This is a genomic window from Pelagimonas sp. (assembly GCF_050633425.1).
Classification (GTDB): Bacteria; Pseudomonadota; Alphaproteobacteria; order Rhodobacterales; family Rhodobacteraceae; genus Pelagimonas.
On record NZ_JBOEGM010000013.1, the window covers coordinates 174488 to 195457 of the forward strand.

At 56.9% G+C, this 20970-nt stretch carries 18 protein-coding genes; 7 read left to right on the top strand and 11 right to left on the bottom strand.

Annotated features, from left to right (window positions below; translation table 11 throughout):
* Positions 1-5: 5 nt before the first annotated feature.
* Both ACRBB0_RS11985 and ACRBB0_RS11990 read right to left on the bottom strand, forming a co-directional pair.
* Positions 6-1385 (bottom strand): FAD-binding oxidoreductase, encoded by a 1380-nt coding sequence (locus ACRBB0_RS11985; RefSeq protein WP_431374670.1) that lies wholly within the window; start codon positions 1383-1385, stop codon positions 6-8.
* Between the two features lie 181 nt (positions 1386-1566).
* A complete protein-coding gene (locus ACRBB0_RS11990) occupies positions 1567-2058 on the bottom strand; it encodes a hypothetical protein (protein ID WP_431374671.1) in 492 nt (163 codons plus the stop codon).
* A 172-nt stretch (positions 2059-2230) separates the two neighbouring features.
* Between ACRBB0_RS11990 and ACRBB0_RS11995 the strand changes: the two genes are divergently transcribed.
* A complete protein-coding gene (locus ACRBB0_RS11995; protein ID WP_431374672.1) occupies positions 2231-4012 on the top strand; it encodes an IlvD/Edd family dehydratase in 1782 nt (593 codons plus the stop codon).
* Positions 4013-4161: 149 nt separating this feature from the next.
* The gene (locus ACRBB0_RS12000) at positions 4162-4902 is read left to right on the top strand and encodes an SDR family oxidoreductase (RefSeq protein ID WP_431374673.1); all 741 of its coding nucleotides are present in this window, start codon (positions 4162-4164) and stop codon (positions 4900-4902) included.
* A 55-nt stretch (positions 4903-4957) separates the two neighbouring features.
* Here the strand turns inward: ACRBB0_RS12000 and ACRBB0_RS12005 are convergent, their stop codons facing one another.
* The 7 genes from ACRBB0_RS12005 to ACRBB0_RS12035 all read right to left on the bottom strand — a co-directional run bounded on the left by ACRBB0_RS12005 (position 4958) and on the right by ACRBB0_RS12035 (position 12871).
* The gene (locus ACRBB0_RS12005; RefSeq protein ID WP_431374674.1) at positions 4958-5839 is read right to left on the bottom strand and encodes a DMT family transporter; all 882 of its coding nucleotides are present in this window, start codon (positions 5837-5839) and stop codon (positions 4958-4960) included.
* 4 nt (positions 5840-5843) lie between these two features.
* On the bottom strand, positions 5844-6731 hold the full coding sequence (locus tag ACRBB0_RS12010; RefSeq protein ID WP_431374675.1) for an NAD(P)-dependent oxidoreductase: 888 nt from the start codon (positions 6729-6731) through the stop codon (positions 5844-5846).
* Position 6732: 1 nt separating this feature from the next.
* Complete coding sequence (locus ACRBB0_RS12015) at positions 6733-7794, bottom strand: Gfo/Idh/MocA family protein (protein WP_431374676.1); 1062 nt, start codon at positions 7792-7794, stop codon at positions 6733-6735.
* Positions 7794-9284: a UxaA family hydrolase gene (locus ACRBB0_RS12020; RefSeq protein WP_431374677.1), complete on the bottom strand. Its 1491-nt coding sequence runs from the start codon at positions 9282-9284 to the stop codon at positions 7794-7796. Before ACRBB0_RS12020 ends, ACRBB0_RS12015 begins: the two co-directional genes overlap by 1 nt.
* A 65-nt stretch (positions 9285-9349) precedes the next feature.
* A complete protein-coding gene (locus ACRBB0_RS12025) occupies positions 9350-10945 on the bottom strand; it encodes a TRAP transporter large permease (protein WP_431374678.1) in 1596 nt (531 codons plus the stop codon).
* On the bottom strand, positions 10945-11766 hold the full coding sequence (locus ACRBB0_RS12030) for a TRAP transporter small permease subunit (RefSeq protein WP_431374679.1): 822 nt from the start codon (positions 11764-11766) through the stop codon (positions 10945-10947). Before ACRBB0_RS12030 ends, ACRBB0_RS12025 begins: the two co-directional genes overlap by 1 nt.
* An 82-nt stretch (positions 11767-11848) precedes the next feature.
* Positions 11849-12871 carry a TRAP transporter substrate-binding protein gene (locus ACRBB0_RS12035; RefSeq protein WP_431374680.1) on the bottom strand — a complete coding sequence of 341 codons (1023 nt, stop codon included), beginning with the start codon at positions 12869-12871 and terminating at the stop codon, positions 11849-11851.
* A gap of 309 nt (positions 12872-13180) precedes the next feature.
* On the opposite strand from ACRBB0_RS12035, the gene ACRBB0_RS12040 reads away from it, so the two are divergent.
* Entirely contained in the window at positions 13181-13840 is a 660-nt protein-coding gene (locus tag ACRBB0_RS12040) for a GntR family transcriptional regulator (protein WP_431374681.1), read from the top strand.
* Here ACRBB0_RS12040 and ACRBB0_RS12045 read toward each other — a convergent pair.
* Positions 13837-14850, bottom strand: a complete 1014-nt coding sequence (locus ACRBB0_RS12045; protein ID WP_431374682.1) for a GlxA family transcriptional regulator — start codon at positions 14848-14850, stop codon at positions 13837-13839. The two genes, ACRBB0_RS12040 and ACRBB0_RS12045, sit on opposite strands and share 4 nt — an antisense overlap.
* Positions 14851-14862: 12 nt before the next feature.
* Here ACRBB0_RS12045 and ACRBB0_RS12050 point away from each other — a divergent pair, with 12 nt between their 5' ends.
* From ACRBB0_RS12050 to ACRBB0_RS12065, 4 genes are all read left to right on the top strand, one after another.
* Positions 14863-16023 carry an acyl-CoA dehydrogenase family protein gene (locus tag ACRBB0_RS12050; protein WP_431374683.1) on the top strand — a complete coding sequence of 387 codons (1161 nt, stop codon included), beginning with the start codon at positions 14863-14865 and terminating at the stop codon, positions 16021-16023.
* 37 nt (positions 16024-16060) lie between these two features.
* Positions 16061-18175 (top strand): acetate--CoA ligase family protein, encoded by a 2115-nt coding sequence (locus ACRBB0_RS12055; protein WP_431374684.1) that lies wholly within the window; start codon positions 16061-16063, stop codon positions 18173-18175.
* A complete protein-coding gene (locus ACRBB0_RS12060) occupies positions 18168-18950 on the top strand; it encodes a carnitinyl-CoA dehydratase (protein WP_431374685.1) in 783 nt (260 codons plus the stop codon). The genes ACRBB0_RS12055 and ACRBB0_RS12060 overlap by 8 nt, the downstream gene beginning before the upstream one ends.
* An 82-nt stretch (positions 18951-19032) precedes the next feature.
* Positions 19033-19944, top strand: coding sequence for a 3-keto-5-aminohexanoate cleavage protein (locus ACRBB0_RS12065; RefSeq protein WP_431374686.1), 912 nt, complete (start codon positions 19033-19035; stop codon positions 19942-19944).
* Positions 19945-20027: 83 nt separating this feature from the next.
* On the opposite strand, the gene metF is transcribed toward ACRBB0_RS12065, so the two are convergent.
* Positions 20028-20891 carry a methylenetetrahydrofolate reductase [NAD(P)H] gene (gene metF / locus ACRBB0_RS12070; RefSeq protein WP_431374687.1) on the bottom strand — a complete coding sequence of 288 codons (864 nt, stop codon included), beginning with the start codon at positions 20889-20891 and terminating at the stop codon, positions 20028-20030.
* Positions 20892-20970: the final 79 nt, after the last annotated feature.

The window sequence follows — 20970 nt, forward strand, 5'->3', positions numbered from 1 at the left end:
CGTGTTTAGTGGTTGAGGGCAGGCAGGATTTTGCCCGGATTTAGAATGCCTTGCGGATCAAGAGCCGTCTTAATGGCACGCATAAATGCAAGCGCGTCGCCGTGTTCGGCATGCATATAGGCTGTTTTGCCCATGCCGATGCCATGCTCTCCGCTCACGGTTCCGCCAAGGCGCAAAGCACTGTCATTGAGCAAGCCGACAAAGGCCTTGGCGCGGCTCATTTCTTCGGCGTCGCTGGCATCCACATTCAGTCCGCAATGATAGTTGCCGTCGCCGACATGGCCAACAATGGCACAGCTCAGACCCATTTCGCGGGACTTTTCCTGCGCTTCAACAATGGCTTCAGCAAGTTTTGAGATCGGAACACACACGTCGGTGGTGATGATCTCTTTGGTTGGGGCCAGCGCTCTGTTGGCGTGATGAGCATTGTGGCGCATGTTCCAAAGCTTGGTGCGGTCTTCGGTGCGTTCGGCGCGTTCAAACCCGGTTGCTCCGAACTCTTCGGCGATTTCACCAAAGCTCGCGGCTTGTTCGGCGACAGCGTTCGGGGTGCCGTTGAACTCGACGAACAAGTGCGGTTTTTCGGGCAGACCAGCGTCACTATATAGATTAAAGCCACGCACCATCGCTTCGTCAATCAGCTCAATCCGCGCCATGGGAAGGCCGCTTTGAATGGTCAGGATCACGCAGTTGACCGCATCCTCAACACTGTCGAACCGACAGGTTGCAGCCGAGGCCGCCTCGGGAATGCCTTGCAACTTCAGGGTCAGTTCGGTGATGATACCCAAGGTGCCTTCGGACCCGATCAGCAGGTGGGTGAGATCATATCCAGTCGAGGATTTGCGCGCCTGTGATCCGGTGCGAATGATCGTGCCGTCGGCCATTACCGCTTCGAGCGCCAGCACACAATCGGCCATGGTGCCGTATCGGACAGCTGTCGTGCCCGAGGCCCGTGTCGCCGCCATGCCACCAAGCGAGGCATTCGCCCCTGGATCCAGCGGAAAGAACAACCCAGTGGCGCGTAATTCTTCGTTCAGTTCAATCCGGTTGAGACCGGGTTGCACCACCACGTTCAGGTCTTCGTCGTTCACTTTCAACAGCTTGGCCATCTTGCTTGTGTCAAGGCTGATGCCGCCCTCAAGCGCCAGATGCTGCCCTTCAAGCGAACTCGCTGCGCCATAGGCCGTGACCGGGCAATTATGCGCCGCGCAGATTTTCACGATCTGCGACACTTCCTCGGTCGAGGTCGGATAGGCAATGGCATCGGGGATAATCTTCGGATGATAGCTTTCGTTTTGGCCATGATGATCACGATCCGCCTGCGTGCTCACAAGCCGATCTCCCAACAGTGTTTTCAGTTCGGCAATCGCGGTGTCATGGGGCATTCTGGCATCCTATTTACGTGTTTTCGGTATGGGGGAGTTCTATGTTTGAAGCCCTCGGGTCAAGGTGATCCTGAATTTGGTATACCATTTTTCCGCCGCCATACGCCAGATACTTGGGCCAGATACCTTGCATGGATGCTCAGGCCAAATACTTAGATCAGGCACCAGAGCAGGGCGCAGTCTATTCTTGCCGCATCGGTGACCGCCAAACCATCCGGGCAAAGGCCAATCCGCTTGCCGTCGCACGACAGCGTGTCTTTTGTTTGAGCCGCTCTTCATTGGCGGTGCCGCGCAAGGCGGCCAATTCATCCATTCGATCACATTGCAACAGGCTAGCCAGCAGGTCGTATTTCACCTCGATCCGGGCAATCGCGACAATTTCCTTGGGGGCTTCCTGAGACAAGACCTCCATATGACGGGCGATGCCATGCGACCACTGATCCTGCGCTTGCTTGAAACACAGCGTGGTGACGTTTGGGGTCTCAGCCGAAATTTCAAGGCACGGCGTATGGGCCGCATCGATGCAGCTTAGCGGCGATTGTTCCAAGGTCATCGCATTCGCAATACAGCCATCCACAGCTGCCAAGTCGACCTTGTGAACGTCAATCTCTGCCGCTACATCCTGGCCTGCAAGTGCGAGCGCGACCAAGGCAGCAGTGTGATATCTCTTCATGTTTTGTCTCATGAAATCCCTCCCTGCCGCCCTATTCGGCGACACTCCCTTGCATTTGGTATACCAAGTTGAAATGCTACCGCAAGCCACGGAGCTTGCCAGTATCGAATCGCGGATCGAATTTTGACCGTGTCGCGATCCTGCGCAGCCGTCGCCAAAGGGGAGAGAAAACATGTCCGATACACGCGCCAACAAGCGTTTCCGTTCACAAGAATGGTTCGATAATCCAAACAATCCGGGAATGACCGCGCTGTATCTTGAGCGCTATCAAAACGCGACCTTCACCCGCGAAGAGTTGCAAAGTGAGCGCCCAATTATCGGTATCGCCCAAACCGGCAGCGACCTCGCGCCATGCAATAAAATCCACGTTTTCTTGATGGATCGGATCAAGGCCGGCATCCGCGAAGCCGGTGGTATTCCTATGGAATTTCCGGTTCACCCGATCCAGGAAACCGGCAAACGCCCGACGGCGGCGCTTGATCGCAACCTGTCTTATTTGACCTTGGTCGAGGTGCTGCACGGCTATCCGATTGACGGTGTCGTGCTGACAACTGGCTGCGATAAAACCACCCCGGCGATGCTGATGGGGGCGGCGACGGTTGACCTCCCCGCGATTGCGCTCAATGGCGGCCCGATGTTGGATGGTTGGTTCAAAGGCAAACGCGCGGGGTCTGGCACCGTGATCTGGGAAGGTCGCCGGTTGTTGGCAGAAGGCAAAATTGATTACGAAGAATTTATGGAGCGCGCCTGTGCTTCGGCCCCGTCGATGGGCCATTGCAACACCATGGGCACAGCCTCAACCATGAACGCCATGGCCGAAGCGCTGGGCATGACGCTGACCGGAAGCTCGGCCATTCCTGCACCATTCCGGGAGCGGATGGAGATGGCCTTCCTGACCGGAAAACGTATTGTTCAGATGGTGTTGGATGACCTCAAGCCGTCTGACATCATGACCCGTGAAGCCTTTGAAAACGCCATCGTCACCAATGCGGCGATTGGGGGGTCGACCAATGCTCCTCCGCATTTGCAGGCCGTTGCGCGCCATGTCGGTGTTGAGCTGAACGTCAAGGATTGGGAAACAATTGGTTTTGACGTGCCTTTGTTGGCCAATGTGCAGCCAGCTGGCGAATATCTGGGCGAAGGATTCTACCGCGCTGGTGGTGTTCCTGCGATCATGGGCGAGCTGAAAAAGGCTGGTCGTTTGCATGAGGGCGCAATGACCGCCTCGGGCAAGACCATGGGCGAGACATTGGACGGCGTTGAAAGTGTCGATCTTGATGTGATCAAAACCTATGACGCTCCGATGCGCGAAAATTCAGGGTTCAAGGTTCTGTCAGGCAACCTGTTTGACAGCGCATTGATGAAAACCTCGGTGATTTCGGCGGATTTCCAACAGCGGTTTTTGTCACATCCCGGCAAAGAAGGTGTCCACGAAGCCCGCGCTATCGTGTTTGAAGGCCCCGAAGATTACCATGACCGTCTGAACGACCCGGCGCTCGAGATTGACGAAAACTGCATTCTGTTTATTCGCGGTGTCGGCTGTGTTGGCTATCCCGGTTCGGCCGAAGTGGTGAATATGCAGCCGCCGGACGAACTGATCAAAGGCGGTATCAACCACCTGCCAACAGTTGGCGATGGCCGCCAATCTGGGACATCCGAAAGCCCGTCCATCTTGAATGCCTCGCCTGAATCGGTGGTTGGCGGCGGTCTGGCCTATCTCAAAACCGGCGACATGGTGCGCCTGGATTTGAACCAGTCGACTTTGAACGCGCTGGTCGAGGATGCGGAATGGCAGGCACGGATTGACGCCTGGGAGGCCCCAGAGCTTGAGCACCAGACGCCGTGGCAAGAGATTTACCGCAAACATGTCGGGCAATTGGCTGAAGGGGGGTGCCTTGAGTTGGCAACAGCCTATCAAAAGATCGGCCGCACGTTGGCGCGCGATAACCACTAACAACATCTCTAACGCCTCCGTCGCAAAGCGGGGGCGTTTTAAAGACGTGGGGGAGGGGGCGTTGGCCCTTGTGTCTCAGCGATGCCTAGGCAGTGCCAGAGGCGACTCCCGCGGGATATTTGGATCAAGACAAATCAGGGCGAAGCAACATGAGCAAGAGCATTATTATCACAGGGGCCGGGCGTGGCATCGGCAAAGCTTGTGCAGAGGCATTTTTGGACGCGGGATGGCGCGTTGGATTGGTGGGCCGTTCACCTGAGCCGCTTGAATCTCTGGCGGATCGCTATGCCGGATCAGCGCTTCCGCTGCCATGTGACGTCGTTGATGAGGCCCAGGTTGATGCGGCGTTTGACGGGGCGCTGGCGGAATGGGGGCGTATTGATGCGCTCTTTAATAATGCCGGTGTCAGCGTCAAAGGCGCGCCAATTGACGAAGTCAGCGTTGATGACTTTCGCAGCTGTATGGACATCAATGTCACCGGGTCGTTCATCTGTGCGCGGGCCGCATTTGCGCGGATGCGGGCCCAGGATCCACAGGGGGGGCGCATCATCAACAATGGATCGGTGTCGGCCTATGTGCCGCGTTGGGGCTCGGCCCCGTATAGCACCTCCAAACATGCGATTACCGGTTTGACCCGGACAATTTCCTTGGATGGACGGGCGTTTAACATTGCCTGCGGGCAAATTGATATTGGCAACGCTCTGACGGATATGGCGCAGGCCATGACCCAAGGTGTGCCACAGGCCGACGGGTCAATTGCGGTTGAGCCAGTGATGGATGTGGCCCATGTGGCCAGCTCGGTGTTGCATATGGCCAACCTGCCCCTCGAGGCCAATGTTCAGTTCATGACCGTGATGGCATCGGCGATGCCTTATATTGGACGCGGGTAAGTATATTGGACGCGGGTAAGTCTGCTGTGGTTCCGGGGGCATCCTCGGGACGAATTCAGACGGTTTTGACCCGTTCGCGGTGCCAAATATAAAGGCCCGACGCAACGATGATGAGACCGCCTGCCAAGGTCCAAATGGTTGGCCAGGTGTTGAACACCAACACACCGGCCAACGCCGCCAGAAAAATCTGGATATAGATCACCGGCGCAAGGATCGAGGCATCGGCCAAGCGATGGGCGGTAGTCGCGCTGATGTGGGCAAATGCCCCAAAGGGGCCAATGATACAAAACCCGATCCAAACGCTGCCCTCGGGCCATGTCCACAATGGCAAAACCACCGGCAGCAACACCAATGTGGCCAATCCGCTGGCCCATAGCTGTTGCGACGAATTGCTTTCCTTGCCAGCCATGCGCCGTGTCATGATGAAATACAGCGATGCCAGCGTGAGCGCGACCACGTTCAACAACATCGCTGGATGAAACCCGGTCCCCCAAGGCCGCATGACCACTATGACCCCGATAAACCCTACACAGACGGCCAGAATACGCCGAATACCGACCTGTTCCCCCAGCAGTGGGATCGCCAACAAGGTGATCACAATCGGCCCGGCGAACATAATCGTCGTGGTGACGGTGATCGGTAAATATTGTAGCGCAATAAAGTTGCAGATCGTGCTGGTCATCAAGAAGACCGAGCGCAACGCCTGTTGTCCGGGGGATTGGGTCCGAAAAGCCGCCGTCCCCTGACGGGCGGTGAAAAACACCAAAGCAAAGATAAAATGGCCAAGATAGCGCGCAAACACCACCTGTAACGCGGGTAGCCCAGCCAGGATCAGCCACTTTGCTGTCGTATCAATACAGGTAAAGAACACCACCGCCAAAGCCATGAGCAAAATCCCCACTGGGGTGCGCTCTTCGCGCGGGGCGGCGGTGTTCATAAAGTTAGCCTTTGGGCAAGTTGCGGGTCATCCAGTCGACCATTTCGGGCACCATCATTTCGCCTTCACCTGCGTCGCGGGCTTCGTTCAGGGTCCCGCTGACGCATGCAGACATGCGGCTGTTCAACCCCAGTTCTGCCGACATTTCCCGGAAATAGCCAACATCTTTGCCAGCATTGTTCACCGAAAACGCCAAATCACATTTGCCATCAACCGCGTAGTTGCGGATGAAATCCATCATGCCCGAGCGCAGCGGCCCGGCGGCCATCACTTCATAAAGAGCCTGCCGGTCAATGCCAGCCGCATCCGCAGTGACAAAGGCCTCTGCCATGCCCATTGCCACGTTTTGAGCAAAAAAGTTATTGATCAATTTGATCGTATGCCCGCTTCCCAGCTTGCCCAGATGGAACACGTTTTCGCCCAACACATCCAGCACCGGTTTTGCACGATCAAACGCTGCCTTGTCGCCCGAACACATCAGGTTCAGCAATCCATCGACCGCATGTGCAGGGGTACGGCCAATCGGAGCGTCCATATAGATCGCGCCCTTGGCCTCCATGTCGCCGCCAATCTTGAGCGTCGAACCCGGCAAGGAGGTGCCAAAATCAATGACGATCTGACCCTCTTTCACCCCGGCCAACACCCCGTCATCGCCGTAAACCCGGCCTTCGACCTGTTCAGAGGTGCCCATGCACAACATGACGATATCCGAGGCTTTGGCCACGTCGCGGGCATTCGCCGCTTCGGACCCGCCGCGTGCGACGGCCTCTTCGACACCGGTGCGATCTCGGTTGCCCAAAACCGTCACCGGGTAACCGGCCTTTTGCAGGCATTCCACCATGGCACGGCCCATCAGACCGAGGCCAATAAATCCAATATGTTCTTTGCTCATCTCAAGCTCCTATATAATCGCCAGGAACGCCGCCGGCCCGGACCGGCATCCCGGTCTGGCCTGACAGCGTTGCAGCCAATACAATTTCCAGCGCTGCAAGCCCGTCATTGGCAGAGCACAGCAACTCATCCTGTCCCCCGTCAACAACCGCTGCAAAGCGCCGCATTTGTTCGCGTAAAGGGTCGACCTCGGTGAAATCGGGCCCATGGGTGCGCGTCATCGCGTGGTTCCAGTTCACCGCTTGTCCGTCGCTGCCTTGCCAGAGGGTGAGCGATGGAAACTCAATCGCGCCTTTGGTTCCGGTTGCACGGATATAATCCTGCCCGGACTGGGCCAGTTCCGGGTTTTCACCGCAGGCCGCTTCAAAGGCCCAAGGTGAGGCACCGGAATCCGAGATCATGAAGGATCCCAAAGCCCCCGAGGCAAACCGGATATTTAACGTCGCGGTGTCTTCGACCTGGAGCTGACGTGACGCATTGGACAGCATCGCCGAGACCTCGGTGATATTGCCAAAGAGAAAGCGCAGCAGGTCAATCTCATGGCTGAGATTGGTCATCAAGGGGCCGCCGCCGGGGGCACAACGCCACGGCAGATCGAAATAGGTGTCGTGTTTGCGCAGTGACCAAAACCCTTGCAACGCAATAGGTTGCCCGATTTTGGGAAGCATGTCCCGCGCCGCGATACTAAAAGGATGACAGCGGCGATGGTGCCCGGTGAACAAGGGTAGCCCCAAAGAGGCCGCCAAGTTAATCAACCCCTTGGCCTCATCCAACGAAGCCCCAATCGGCTTTTCGACCAAGACGGCAAAGCCACGTTCAAGCGCCGCGCGCACAGCACGAAAATGGGCGGGGGTCGGTGTGGAAACGATGGCGGCCTTGGTCTCGGAGGGTAAATCTTCGACCGTGGCAAACATCGGCAATCCACGCGCATCCAAATCCGCACGGCGGTAAGCATCGGGTTCAACAACCCCGACCAGCTCTACATCGGGCAGCGATTGTGCGATGCCGATGTGGCGCATCCCAATTTGCCCGGCACCAATGACACAAATGGGAACACGAACCATTACATCACCGCGCCGATCTGCCACGGCACGAATTCGAAATCGCCAAGGCCCTGCGCCTCGGATTTCGTGGCCTCGCCGCTGGCCATCCGAAGCCACATTTCATAAATCTCGCGCCCGACCTCTTCGATCGTGGCCGCGCCGGTCAAAATCTTGCCTGCATCGACATCCATATCGTCGGTCAGGCGGTCATACATCTGGCTGTTGGTGGCGACTTTCATACAGGGGGACGGCTTGGATCCAAAGGCCGATCCGCGCCCGGTGGTAAAGCACACAAGGTTGCAGCCCGACGCAATTTGCCCGGTGACCGAGGCGGGGTCATAGCCGGGGCTGTCCATAAAAGTGAACCCTTTGGCTGTCACCTCTTCGGCGTATTTATAGACGCCAGTCAAAGGCGAGGTGCCCCCCTTGGCCGCAGCGCCCAGTGATTTTTCTAGGATCGTGGTCAGGCCGCCCTTTTTATTTCCGGGCGATGGATTGTTGTCCATACTGCCCTTGTTGCGGGTGGTGTAATCTTCCCACCAGTCGATCAGCTCGATCAGTTTGCCGCCGACGGTCTCGTCTACTGCGCGCGCGGTGAGCAAATGTTCGGCACCGTAAATCTCGGGGGTTTCGGCCAGAACTCCGGTGCCGCCTTGGGCCACCAACAGATCGCAGGCATGCCCCACCGCAGGGTTGGCAGAAATGCCCGACCACGCATCAGATCCGCCACATTGCAACCCAACCATCAATTCGGATGCGGGGCAGGGGGTGCGTGTGGCCTCATTGACCAAGGGCAGCATGGCGTTGATTTTGGCGATGCCCATATCAACGGTTTTGCGCAATCCTCCGACATCCTGAATGTTCATGGATTGGAAAAACGGGCCGGGTTTGAGGCCATAGGCCTCGACCAGCCAATCAATCTGGTTCATCTCGCAGCCCAATCCGGCCATCAAAACCGCGCCGATATTGGGGTTGCGGGCGTATCCCCACATCACCCGCTGCAAGGCTTCAAAGCCGGTGCCATCGCCGCCCATTCCGCATCCTGTGCCATGCACAAAGGCCACGACACCATCGACATTGGGGTATTGGGCCATAATTTCGGGTGTAAAGGCTTGGGCAATCATGCGCGCGGCGGTGGCCGAACAGTTCACCGATGTCAGCACGGCAATATAATTGCGGGTGCCCACCCGGCCGGTGTCGCGGCGATAGCCCATAAATGTGTCTTGGGTTTCAGCCGGGGTTACGGGGCGCAGGTTGGTGGCAAATTCATAGGTCGCCTCGACCGTGCGAAAGGCGAGATTGTGGGTGTGGACATGGGCGCCTGCAACGATGTCTTCGGAGGCAAAGCCGATGGTTTGAGCGTATTTTTGTACTTTTTCCCCAGCAGCAATATCACGCAGTGCCAGCTTGTGACCGCGCGGGATTGGCTCAACCGCGCCATGCTCACCCGGTTTCAGGGGGGTCAATGCCGTGGCAACATTGTCATCGGGGGAAAGTCGAGTGGTCGTCATTTAGGTCTCAAATTCTCAAATCTTGGGAAAGAACGCGGCCAGTGTTTTGGCCGCGTTCTTTGAGTTTACAGGAATATCGTCACAATGGGAGGCCAGATCAGCAGAACCGAGAGGGCCATCAATTGCAGCGCAATGAAGGGCAGGAACCCTTTGAAGATGTCCGTCAGGGAAATATGCGCCGGAGCAACGGATTTTAGATAGAAAGCCGCAGGACCAAAGGGAGGCGACAAGAAGGACACCTGCATGTTCATACAGAAGACCACACCGAACCAGATCGGGATAAATTTGGGATCAACCGAGCCCAGGAAACCAATCTCTTCGGGGGGCAATTTGACAACGATGGGCAGGAACACAGGCATGATCAGCAACACAATGCCAACCCAGTCCATGAACATCCCCATGATCAAAAACACCACCATCATCACCAAAATAATTCCCATTGTCGGCATGTCTGCCCCAACGATCATATTGGCCACAAAGGTCGGTCCGCCAGCCAAAGTATAAGCCGCCGCAAGAGCCGCCGCACCAATGGTGACCCAAATAATGGTGCCGGTCGATTTGATGGTCCGCATCACCGCGTCCCAAACAATATCGAACGTCATTTCACGCCGGATCAACCCGATGACAAACACCGCAACAACACCCATGCCTGCGGCCTCGGTGATTCCGGTGATGCCACCATAGATGCTCCCCAAAACAACGCCGATCACCACGGTGGGCGCGATCAGGCCTTTGCCCATTTCCCAGCCCGTAGCAGTGCGCTCACGCCCCACAATGACAAAGACCACCGCGGCACAGAGCACAAATGCGCCTATGATCCATGGGATGTTTGACACCATGCCAAGCGGGATCGGATCGACGCCTTCGGTGATCTTGTTTTCACCTGTGACGGTAAAGAACAGAGCACGCAGAAAGATAGCGCCGGTGACCCACATGCCAAACCGTGCGAGGAAGCCAAGGAACATCAAACCCTTTTCACGCCCTGCCGGGGCACCCGGTTCTTCGGGTGGCAAGGGGGCCTGATCGGGGTCCATCTGTGTGCGGATGATGATGTAGACGATAAAGAAAGACGCCAACATAAACCCGGGCAAGAAGGAGGCTGTGAACAGCGCCTTGATCGAGGTCTCCGTCACCAACCCGTAAAAGATCAGGACGATTGAGGGCGGGATCATTGTTCCCAATGAGCCGCTGGCGCAGATCGTTCCGATGGCAAGGTTCTGGTTGTACCCAAGACGTAGCATCTGGGGCAGAGCGATGAGGCCGAGCAGAACCACTTCGCCGCCGATAATGCCCGACATCGCCGCCATGATGACCGCCATGATAGAGGTCACAATCGCAATACCGCCACGCATCCGGCTCATCCAAACGTTGAGCGAGCTATACATATCCCGCGCGATACCGGAGCGTTCCAGTAGCGCGGCCATAAATATGAAGAGCGGCACCGATATGAGGACGTAATTGGTCATCTGTCGGTAAACCGCCTGCCCAAGCACGTTAAACGGCCCCATGCCAAAGCGGCCAAACATCAGGTCAGGCCCAAATTTCAGCAGCAGAGTCGCCACCGCCAGAAACGCTGAGGCAAAGCCAAGCGGCATGCCGATTGCCAGCAATGCAAACATGCCGAGCAGAATGATTAGGCTGAGTGTGCCTACATCAACCATTATTTATCCTCCTCGGATAAGTCTAACGTACGGCGAATATTTTCGATTTCTGTCTCGTCAATTTCATCCGCAGGAGAGTGATGTTCAGGGGCTTTGTTCCAATCTGAAATCAGATTTGACAAGGCTTGGATGGCCACAAGAATGATCATGAAAATGATCGCAGGCTTGATGGTTGCAGGAATGGGCGGATCCCAGGCCGTGCCAAAGGTTTCCATCCGCAGGAATTTTGCCTTGGCCTCGTTGTATCCGCCCCAGAACAGGCAGATCGTAAAGACCCAGATCAAAAAGACCGAAATGCAATCAGACAGTTTTTGCATCCATCGCGGCATCATATCATAGATGATATAGATGCGGATGTGGCTGCGTTGCTGCATGGCGTAAAGCCCTGCCAACAAAAACAAAAAGCCAGCAAGCCAAAGCGACAATTCATTGGCCCAAAGCGTGCCTGAGGCAAAGACATAGCGCGAGATGACTTCGTAAAACATCACGACCACGATCAAGGGCAGGGCAATCATAGAGAGGCGCGCACAGATCAATGAGACAATGTCAAAGAAGCCCGAGGGTTCAGATTCAATGGCGCCAACCGTGTCGGACAGATAGACCGAGGCAAAGAACACGGCACCAAGAACGGCGGCGAGCGTGATATAAACGATCAACCGGCCTTCGGGACGCAACATCTGATGCATGCCGATTTCGCTTCCCAAAAAGGCATTTGAGAAAGCAAGGCCGCCAACCAGCAGGGCGGTGGCGGCACCAAATCCGATCATCAGTAATCGCACGGGCTGGCGGGCAGAGCCGAGCCAGACAGAAGGTGAGGACATAAGTGTGTTTCCTTGAATGACAGGAAAACTGATCCCGGCGCGAAGGTGGGCTTCGCGCCGGGCAGTCAGTCAGCCCAAGGGCTTATTCGGAAACGAGACCAAGCTGGGTCAAGTAACCAAGGTGGCTGGCAACCAGCGCTTTCGCTTCGTCTGTGGTGGCAAATTCGGGCCATGTGGCCTGAGCAGCGTCACGGAAAGACTGCAGGTCTTCATCAGACCACGCGTGAAGCGTCACACCATCGGCGCGCAGCTGAGCCGCGGCTTCGGCGTTTTTCTTTTCAAAGGTCAGCGCAGTTTGCAGCGCCAGCTTTTGCATCGCGGTGTCCATGATGGCGCGATGGCTGTCGCTCAGACCATCCCAAACCATCTTGTTACAGGCCAGGTGATCCGAAGGCATGGAGTGGAAGCCGGGATAGTTGGCGTGCTTGACCAGATCATAGAGACCCAGACCAACGTTGTTTGCGAGGCCAGACGCATCCGCACCGTCGATGATGCCGGTTTCAAGCGCGGTAAAGATTTCGGTGAAATCCATCACGATCGGCTTGGCGCCCAGCTTTTCAAAGATTTTGGTTTCCATGCCGGGAGGCGAACGGAATTTCCAGTCTTTGAAGGCGGCAGGGCCGTCGATTGGCTTGGATGATGCCAGTGATTCCTGACCGTAAACCCACCAGCCCACAAGCTGCATGCCAAAGCCGTTATAGAGTTCTTGTGCCGCGTCGTAACCGCCACCGTGATACAGCCAGCTCAGCTGTTGGTAGGGCGTGTCGTAGCCACCCATGATGTCGCCCACAAACTGGAACGCGGGGTTTTTACCGGTCTGATAACCGCCACCAGTCATGTCGCAGTCCAGAATGCCGTTGGCCGCCGCGTCAAAGGTTTCAACCGACGCCACAACCGAAGACGAGAAGAACATCTCGATATCAATTGAGCCGTTCGACATCAGTTCAACATCGTCGGCGAATTGCTGAGCGAGCTGACCAGATACGGTTTCTGGCGCGTAATGTGTTTGGATCCGCAAGGTCACATCAGCCGCCATGGCCGCGCCGCCTGCTACGGTCAATGCGGTGGCCGCAACCGTATTTAGAATCGTTTTCTTAAGTGTCATTCTTTCCTCCCCGAGGCGACTCTCCTCCAGTCACCTTTGTTTTTAAGGCAAAATAAACTGCCCTTTGATTAGATGGTATACCATCTGCGCCTCACGCTAGCGAAAGCGTGGTCGACAATCAACAGATTTTGGTATACCAAATTTTGCACTCGACTTTTGGACCGAAGCTCAGAACAAGGGCTGAAGCCAAAATGGCCTGAGTAAGGACTTGAGCAAGGACCTGAGCGGGGGCCTAAGTGTGAGGCTGAGCGGGGGCCAGAACAGGGCCAGAGCGGGGCCAGAACTGGGGCTGAGTGGGGCAGGGGAACAATGGCCGAAGAAAACCGATTTGAGCATATTTCCAACCGTCTGAGACGTGCGATTCTGCGTGGCGATCTGGCTCCGGGGTCTCCGATCAAGGAACGCGACAACGCTGCTGAAATGGGGGTGAGCCGAACCCCGATGCGCGAAGCGATCCGTCAATTGGCCAACGAAGGTCTGGTGGTTTTACGGCCGTCACGCAGCCCGATTGTCGCCGATCCATCCTGGAAAGAAATCTCGGATTGCATGGATTTGGTGCGCGCACTTGAGTTGCTATCGGGCGAATTGGCCTGCGCCAAGGCGAGCGACGAAGAGATCGAACAGATCGCGGCCATCCAAGCGCGAATGGAGGCCGAAGCCGAATCGATTGACGAAATTGACCTGTTTGAAATCGACATGGAATTTCACGTCTCGATTGTGCGTGCCTCGCACAACATTCCGCTGGCTGAAACCCACCGATCCTTGTTGTCGCGGCTCTGGCGGGCGCGGTTTTTGGGGTCGCGGGCCGGGCGTAACCAAGATCGGGTATTTGCGCAACATCAGGCGATCATGGCCGCGCTCCGGGCCCGCGATGCGGCGGCGTTTCAGGCCGAGCTGCGCAACCATCTGAGCATCCTAAAACAACAGATCAGACAGTTTTATCAAGAGGTTGAAGACGAAACCGTCTAGGCTAGCCCCTTGCGTATGTCGCGCGGCGTCATGCCAAACTCGCGCTTAAAAGCACGTGTCAAAGCGCTTGGGTCCTCGTATCCGCAACGGGTCGCAATTTCGGTCACCGACAGCCGGGTCTGTTCGACCATGCGCCGCGCCACTCCAAGCCGCAACGACAGGTAAACACTGCGCGGGTTTTGCCCTGTTGCGCTTAGAAAATGCTTTTCCATCGCCCGCAATCCCAACCCCAATCGTTTGGCGATTGCGTCAAGCGGAAGCGGGGCTTCGGTGGTGCGCCGCATGATGGCCACCGCCGCCTGAACCACCTGATTGTCGCCCATGCGTAGCGGCACGATTTCGGTTGGGTCGCGTTCGCCATGCATAAAGAGCGCGGCCACCTCAAGGCGCAACATGGTGCCATGATGTTGTCCGATGAGATCCAGCATCAATTCCATTGTTGTGCTTGCCCCGCCACAAGACAGGATAGAACCTGTTGCAATATAACGATCTTCTGTAACGTCGACCTCTGGGAACCGTTCGGAAAATTGCACGAATTCATCCCAATGGATTGTTGCCCGCTGCCCATCCAAAAGCCCTGCCTGCGCCAACAGCCACGATCCCATATCAAGCCCGGCGATTTGGTCAAAGCGCGATTTGGCGGCCCGCAAAGCCCGCAAAGTCTGCGGCGATCCCTGATCCTGAAACCCATAGCTTGGCATCACAATCAACAAATCACCGCCCGGATGTTGCGACAGGGTTCCATCGGGCGTCACCGGCAAGGCGCTTGAGGAGTTCACGACCTCCTTGGTGATCCCCAAAAACTGCCACTCATACAGGGTTTGGCGCGCCAAAAAATTGGCGGCGCGCAGCGGTTCGACGGCATTAGCAAGCGCGTGATTGGAGAAGTCAGGGAAAAGAAGCACCCCAACTTGGCGCGTTTTGGGAGCAAGATTCGACTTGTGCATGATCACCGCCGTATCACGCAGGATAAAAACAGGCGAGCCAAAGTTACCTTTTGGGGGCAACACGAGGAGCGCCCCATGCATTTTGGTCTGTCGGAAGAGCAAGAAATGATCGTCTCAACCGTCCGCAGTTTTGTGGAGAATGAGATTTATCCGCATGAAGCCGAGGTGGAGCGGACCGGCCAAGTGCCCCATGAACTGGGCATGGAGATCAAACAAAAGTGCCTTGATCTCGGCTTCTACGCCTGCAATTTCCCCCAAGAGGTTGGCGGCGCGGGCCTGAGCCATGTGGATTTCACATTGGTTGAGCGGGAGCTCGGGCGTGGCTCGATGGCGTTGACGCATTTCTTTGGTCGTCCGCAAAATATCTTGATGGCCTGCAACGCCGAGCAGCGTGAAAAGTATCTGCTTCCTGCGGTGCGAGGAGAGCGCATGGACGCGCTGGCAATGACCGAACCAGACGCTGGCTCGGATGTCCGAGGCATGAAATGTCAGGCGCAGCGGGACGGTGGCGATTGGGTGATCAACGGCTCAAAACACTTTATCTCTGGTGCGGAACACGCTGATTTCTTTATTGTTTTCATCGCGACCGGTGTCGACGATACCCCCAAGGGGCCCAAGAAACGCATCACCTGTTTTCTGGTTGATCGCGGGCATCCAGGGTTTGAGGTGCGCGACGGGTACCAGTCCGTTAGTCATAAAGGTTACAAAAATTACATTCTGACCTTTGATGATTGCCGCCTGCCTGACGCACAGGTTTTGGGGCAGGTTGATGGTGGTTTTGAGGTGATGAATGAATGGCTATATGCCACGCGCCTGACCGTTGCGGCCTTTTGTGTCGGCCGGGCCCGCCGGTGTTTTGATCATGCGGTTGCCTATGCCGCCGAGCGCAAACAATTTGGCCAGGCGATTGCCAAGTTTCAGGGCGTCAGTTTTCAGGTTGCGGATATGATTACTGAAATCGATGCTGCTGATTGGCTCACGTTATCAGGGGCTTGGCGTTTGGACCAAGGATTACCGGCAAACCGCGAAATCGCCTCTGCAAAATTGTATGCATCCGAGATGTTGGCGCGGGTCACCGACACGACCTTGCAAATTTTCGGCGGTATGGGGCTGATGGATGACTTCCCGATTGAACGCTTTTGGCGCGACGCGCGGGTTGAGCGAATCTGGGATGGAACGTCGGAAATCCAGCGTCACATCATCAGTCGCGATCTGTTTCGCCCGTTGGGGGCGTGAACCGTGCCTGAGGGGCGCGGGATAGGGGGCGGCGTTTATGACGGATAACCTGAAACGCCTGCTGCAGCCGCGCAGCATGGCCGTGATCGGCGGCGGCAGCTGGTGCGAGAATGTCATTCGTGAAAGTCGCAAAATTGGCTTTGAAGGCGAGATTTGGCCGGTACATCCCAAGCGGGACACGCTCGGCGGTTTGCCGACTTTCAAGTCAATCGAAGACCTTCCCGCCACACCGGACGCAGCATTTGTCGGCGTCAATCGTGAGGTGACTGTCGAGGCCATCCGGCATCTTGCCCGGCGCGGCGCGGGCGGTGCGGTCTGTTTCGCATCCGGGTTTCAAGAGGCACAGGCCGAGCTTGCAGATGGGCCGGACTTGCAAAAGGCGCTGTTGGACTGTGCGGGTGAAATGCGGTTGCTCGGTCCAAATTGTTATGGCTTTATCAACGCGTTAGATGGAGCGGCGCTGTGGCCGGACCAGCATGGTATGACCCGCGTCAAGAGCGGCGTGGCGATCCTGACCCAAAGCTCAAACATTGCTTTGAACCTGACCATGCAAAGGCGCGGCTTGCCGATTGCCTATCTTGGCACGGTGGGAAATCAAGCCCAGACCGATCTGGCCGAATTTGGCATGGCGGTGTTGGAGGATGAGCGGGTGACAGCATTGGGGCTGCATATCGAAGGCATCTCCGACATTCGCGGTTTCGAAGCTTTGGCCGCCAAGGCGCGTGAACTGGGCAAGAGCATCGTTGCCATCAAAGTCGGCGCGTCAGAGCAGGCCAGCGCAGCGGCGATTTCGCATACCGCCTCTTTGGCGGGATCGGATGCGGGCGCGCGTGCGCTTTTGGACCGGCTCGGAATCGCCCAAGTCACATCTTTGGCGTCCCTGTTGGAGGTTTTGAAGCTCCTGCATACCATCGGGCCGCTGCCCCATGGTGGGATTGCGTCAATGTCCTGTTCGGGGGGCGAAGCGAGCCTGATGGCCGATAGCGTTTTGGGCACCAACCTAAGGTTTCCCGCGCTGACATCGGTGCAAACTGGTGCCCTGCGAGACGCGTTGGGGGGCAAGGTCGCCTTGGCGAACCCATTGGATTACCACACCTATATTTGGGGCGATCACGATGCGCTTTTGCGATGCTTTTCGGGGATGATGGCGCAAAGTGATTTGGCTCTTGGCATCGTTGTTCTGGACGTACCCCGGCCAGATCGTTGCGCTGTCCAAGAGTGGGACATTGTCACGCAAGCGGTTGTGGAAACCTCGAAACGGACAGGTAAGCCAATGGCCGTATTGGCAAGTTTGCCAGAGACGATGCCCGAGCAGATGGCGCAGGACTTGATGTCAAAAGGTGTTGTGCCACTAAGTGGGGTCACTGAGGGGCTGGACGCGTTGGACGTCGCGGTTTGGCTTGGCACTGCGCGTGCGGCGCGTGAAACAGCGGCACCCGTATTGTTGCCGTTTGCGCAGGATCGGGCGCGGCCCGCATCGCCAGAAACAGTTTTCCCAGACCTGTATGAACCAGAGGACGGGCCGCGCGTGGTGCCCGAAGGCGCTGCAAAGCGGGCGCTGGCGCGATTCGGGCTTGATGTTCCGGTGCTAAAGCGGGTGTCATCGGCACAAGACGCTGCGCAAGCGGCCGTGAAGTTAGGGTTTCCTGTTGCTCTCAAAGGGGAGGGAATTGCCCATAAGACCGATGCTGGGGCTGTGTGTTTGGCGTTGGAGCGCGCCGAAGACGTGGCGTCGGCGGCACAAAACATGCAGGCCGAGGGCTATTTGGTTGAGCAGATGATCCCGGAGGCTGTTGTTGAGTTGTTGATCGGGGTTCTGTGTGATCCGGCGCATGGCTTTGTTTTGACCTTGGGGGCCGGCGGGGTTTTGACCGAGGTCTTGCAAGACAGCGTGTCGATGCTGCTGCCGGTGAGTGAGGCTGACATTTTGGCGGGGCTGGGACAACTGCGGCTGGCCCCGCTGATCGCTGGATACCGGGGCGCACAGGCTGCGCGGGAGACGGCGATTGTGGCGGCGGTCTTGGCTGTGCAAGATTTTGTTATGGCCCATGCTGAGGCGGTGGCTGAGGTGGAAATCAACCCCGTGTTATGCGGGCCTGAGCGGGCCGTTGCGGTGGATGCTTTGATCAGATTGGAGAAAATGGATGGATAGCCCGATTCATGTTGAGCGGCGTGGGCACGTGTTTGAGGTGACGTTGAACCGTCCCAAAGCCAATGCCATTGATTTGGCCACAAGTCGGATCATGGGCGAGGTGTTCACCGAGTTTCGCGACGACCCCGACATGCGGGTCGCGCTGGTCACAGCGGCGGGCGAGAAATTTTTCTGCCCCGGCTGGGATTTAAAGGCGGCTGCCGATGGCGATGCGGTTGACGGCGATTACGGGGTTGGCGGTTTTGGCGGTCTGCAAGAGCTGCGCGGCTTGAACAAGCCGGTGATTATGGCTGTGAACGGGATTTGCTGTGGTGGTGGGCTGGAATTGGCGCTGTCTGGCGATATTATTTTGGCTGCGGATCATGCCAGTTTTGCCTTGCCGGAAATCCGGTCTGGAACAGTAGCGGATGCGGCGAGCATCAAGCTTCCCAAACGGATCCCGTATCATATTGCCATGGAGATGTTGTTTACCGGGCGTTGGCTTGATGCTGAGGAAGCCGCGCGTTGGGGGATGATCAACCAGATTTTCCCGGCTGACGATCTGATGGCCAAAGCGCGTGAGATGGCCGATGGATTGGCCTCTGGTCCCCCCTTGGTCTTTGCGGCGATCAAAGAGGTTGTGCGCGAAGCCGAGGATATGAAATTTCAAGACGCGCTGAACAAGATCACCAAATCGCAGTTTGAAACAGTTGAAACACTGTATCGCTCTGAGGATCAGCTGGAAGGGGCCAGGGCTTTTGCCGAGAAGCGCGATCCGGTTTGGAAGGGGCGGTGATGGTGTTTGCCGCTCGCTTTGCAAGCGTCGCCCCACCCACCATCCCACAGCGCGTTGCGATATTGAAAAAAGGGAGGTCGTTATGCCTTTGACCATGAACAAAGATGTTTTCATCACCGCCGCATTGACCGGGTCGGGGGGGACGCAAGACCGCAGCCCACATGTTCCGCGCTCGCCCCAGCAGATCGCTGACAGTGCAATTGCGGCCGCGAAAGCCGGGGCGGCGATTGTGCATTGCCATGTGCGCGACCCCGAAACGGGCACCCCGTCGCGTGATTTGAAGCTGTATCGCGAGCTGACGGATCGGGTGCGCGAGTCGGATACTGATGTTGTGCTCAACCTGACGGCGGGTATGGGCGGTGACATTGTCTTTGGCCCCACCAATGCGCCGCTTCCGGTGAATGCAGCCGGAACCGACATGATCGGAGCGGAAGAGCGCGTGGCGCATATTGCAGAGTGTCGGCCCGAGATTTGCACGTTGGATTGCGGCACGATGAACTTTGCCGAAGCCGATTATGTCATGACCAATACGCCGGGCATGTTGCGGGCGATGGGCAAGATGATGACCGACATGGGGGTCAAGCCCGAGATCGAGGCCTTTGACACCGGGCATTTGTGGTTCGCCAAAGAGCTGGTGAAAGAGGGTGTGCTTGACAGCCCGGCCTTGGTGCAGCTTTGTATGGGGGTTCCATGGGGCGCGCCGGATGATCTCAACACCTTTATGGCGATGGTCAATAATGTACCGGACGATTGGACCTTTAGCGCCTTTGCCTTGGGGCGCAATCAAATGGCTTATGCGGCGGCGGCTGTTTTGGCGGGCGGCAATGTCCGGGTTGGGTTGGAAGATAACCTATGGCTCGAAAAAGGGGTTTTGGCGACCAATGCCCAATTGGTCACGCGCGCGCGCGGTGTCATCGAAGGGATGGGGGCCAGGGTGATTGGCCCCGCTGAGGTGCGCGAAAAGCTTGGGCTAACCAAGCGGGCACCGGTCTAAGTCTGGTTCAAACGGCAAACGCCCCGGTTGATGGACCGGGGCGTCAATTCAGTTCAGCTTTAAATCATAAGGCATCGCCTAGATCAGGCGACATTTTCCAGTTTCGTCTTTGGCGTGACCCCCAGAGCAAAGCAAACGTCGCGGGTTAGTTCAGGGCGGTTGAGCGTGTAGAAATGAAGGTTTTCAACGCCTTCATCCAACAATTCGCTACACAGCTCTGTGCAGATCGCAGTTGCCAAAAGGTCTTCGCGGCCATCCCGCGCGGCTTTGACAAAGGCATCATCAACCCATGCCGGAATATGCGTGCCACAGCGCTTGGCGAAATTGCGTGCGCCTTTCCAGTTTTCGATCGGCAAAATGCCGGGAATGATCTGTTTGTCGATACCCGCCTTGGCGCAGGCATCGCGAAAGCGCAGGAACGTGTCGGCCTCAAAGAAGAACTGCGTCAGAGCTTCGGACGCGCCCGCATCCAATTTACGCTTGAGCCAGTCAATATCGGCCTGCGCATTGGCGGCTTCGGGGTGAATATCAGGGTAGGCCCCAACGCGAATGTTGAAATCACCGGTGTCGGCGAGCGCTTCGATCAGCTCAACCGAATTGGCGAAACCATCGGTGTGTGGCTCAAATTTGTCGGCCCCTTTGGGAGGATCGCCGCGCAGCGCCACGATATCAGACACACCAGCAGCGGCAAAACCTTGGGCAATTTCCAATGTTTCGGCGCGGGTGGCATCGACACAGGTCAAATGCGCGGCCGTTGGCAGGCCCGAATGCTTGTGCAGGGTCGCGACAACATCGCGGGTCAGGTCGCGGGTTGTGCCACCGGCCCCATACGTCACCGACACAAAACGCGGGTCCAAAGGCGAAAGAACCTGAACAGCATCCCAGAGCCGAAAGGTGCCTTCAACATTTCGGGGCGGAAAGAACTCAAAGGAAATTTGCGGGCGCATGGAATTGGTCCTGTGCTTGTTTTAGGTGCCACGAGGGCGGGCGGAGGTCGCTTTACTTGCGTTGCTTGTCGCATTTTGG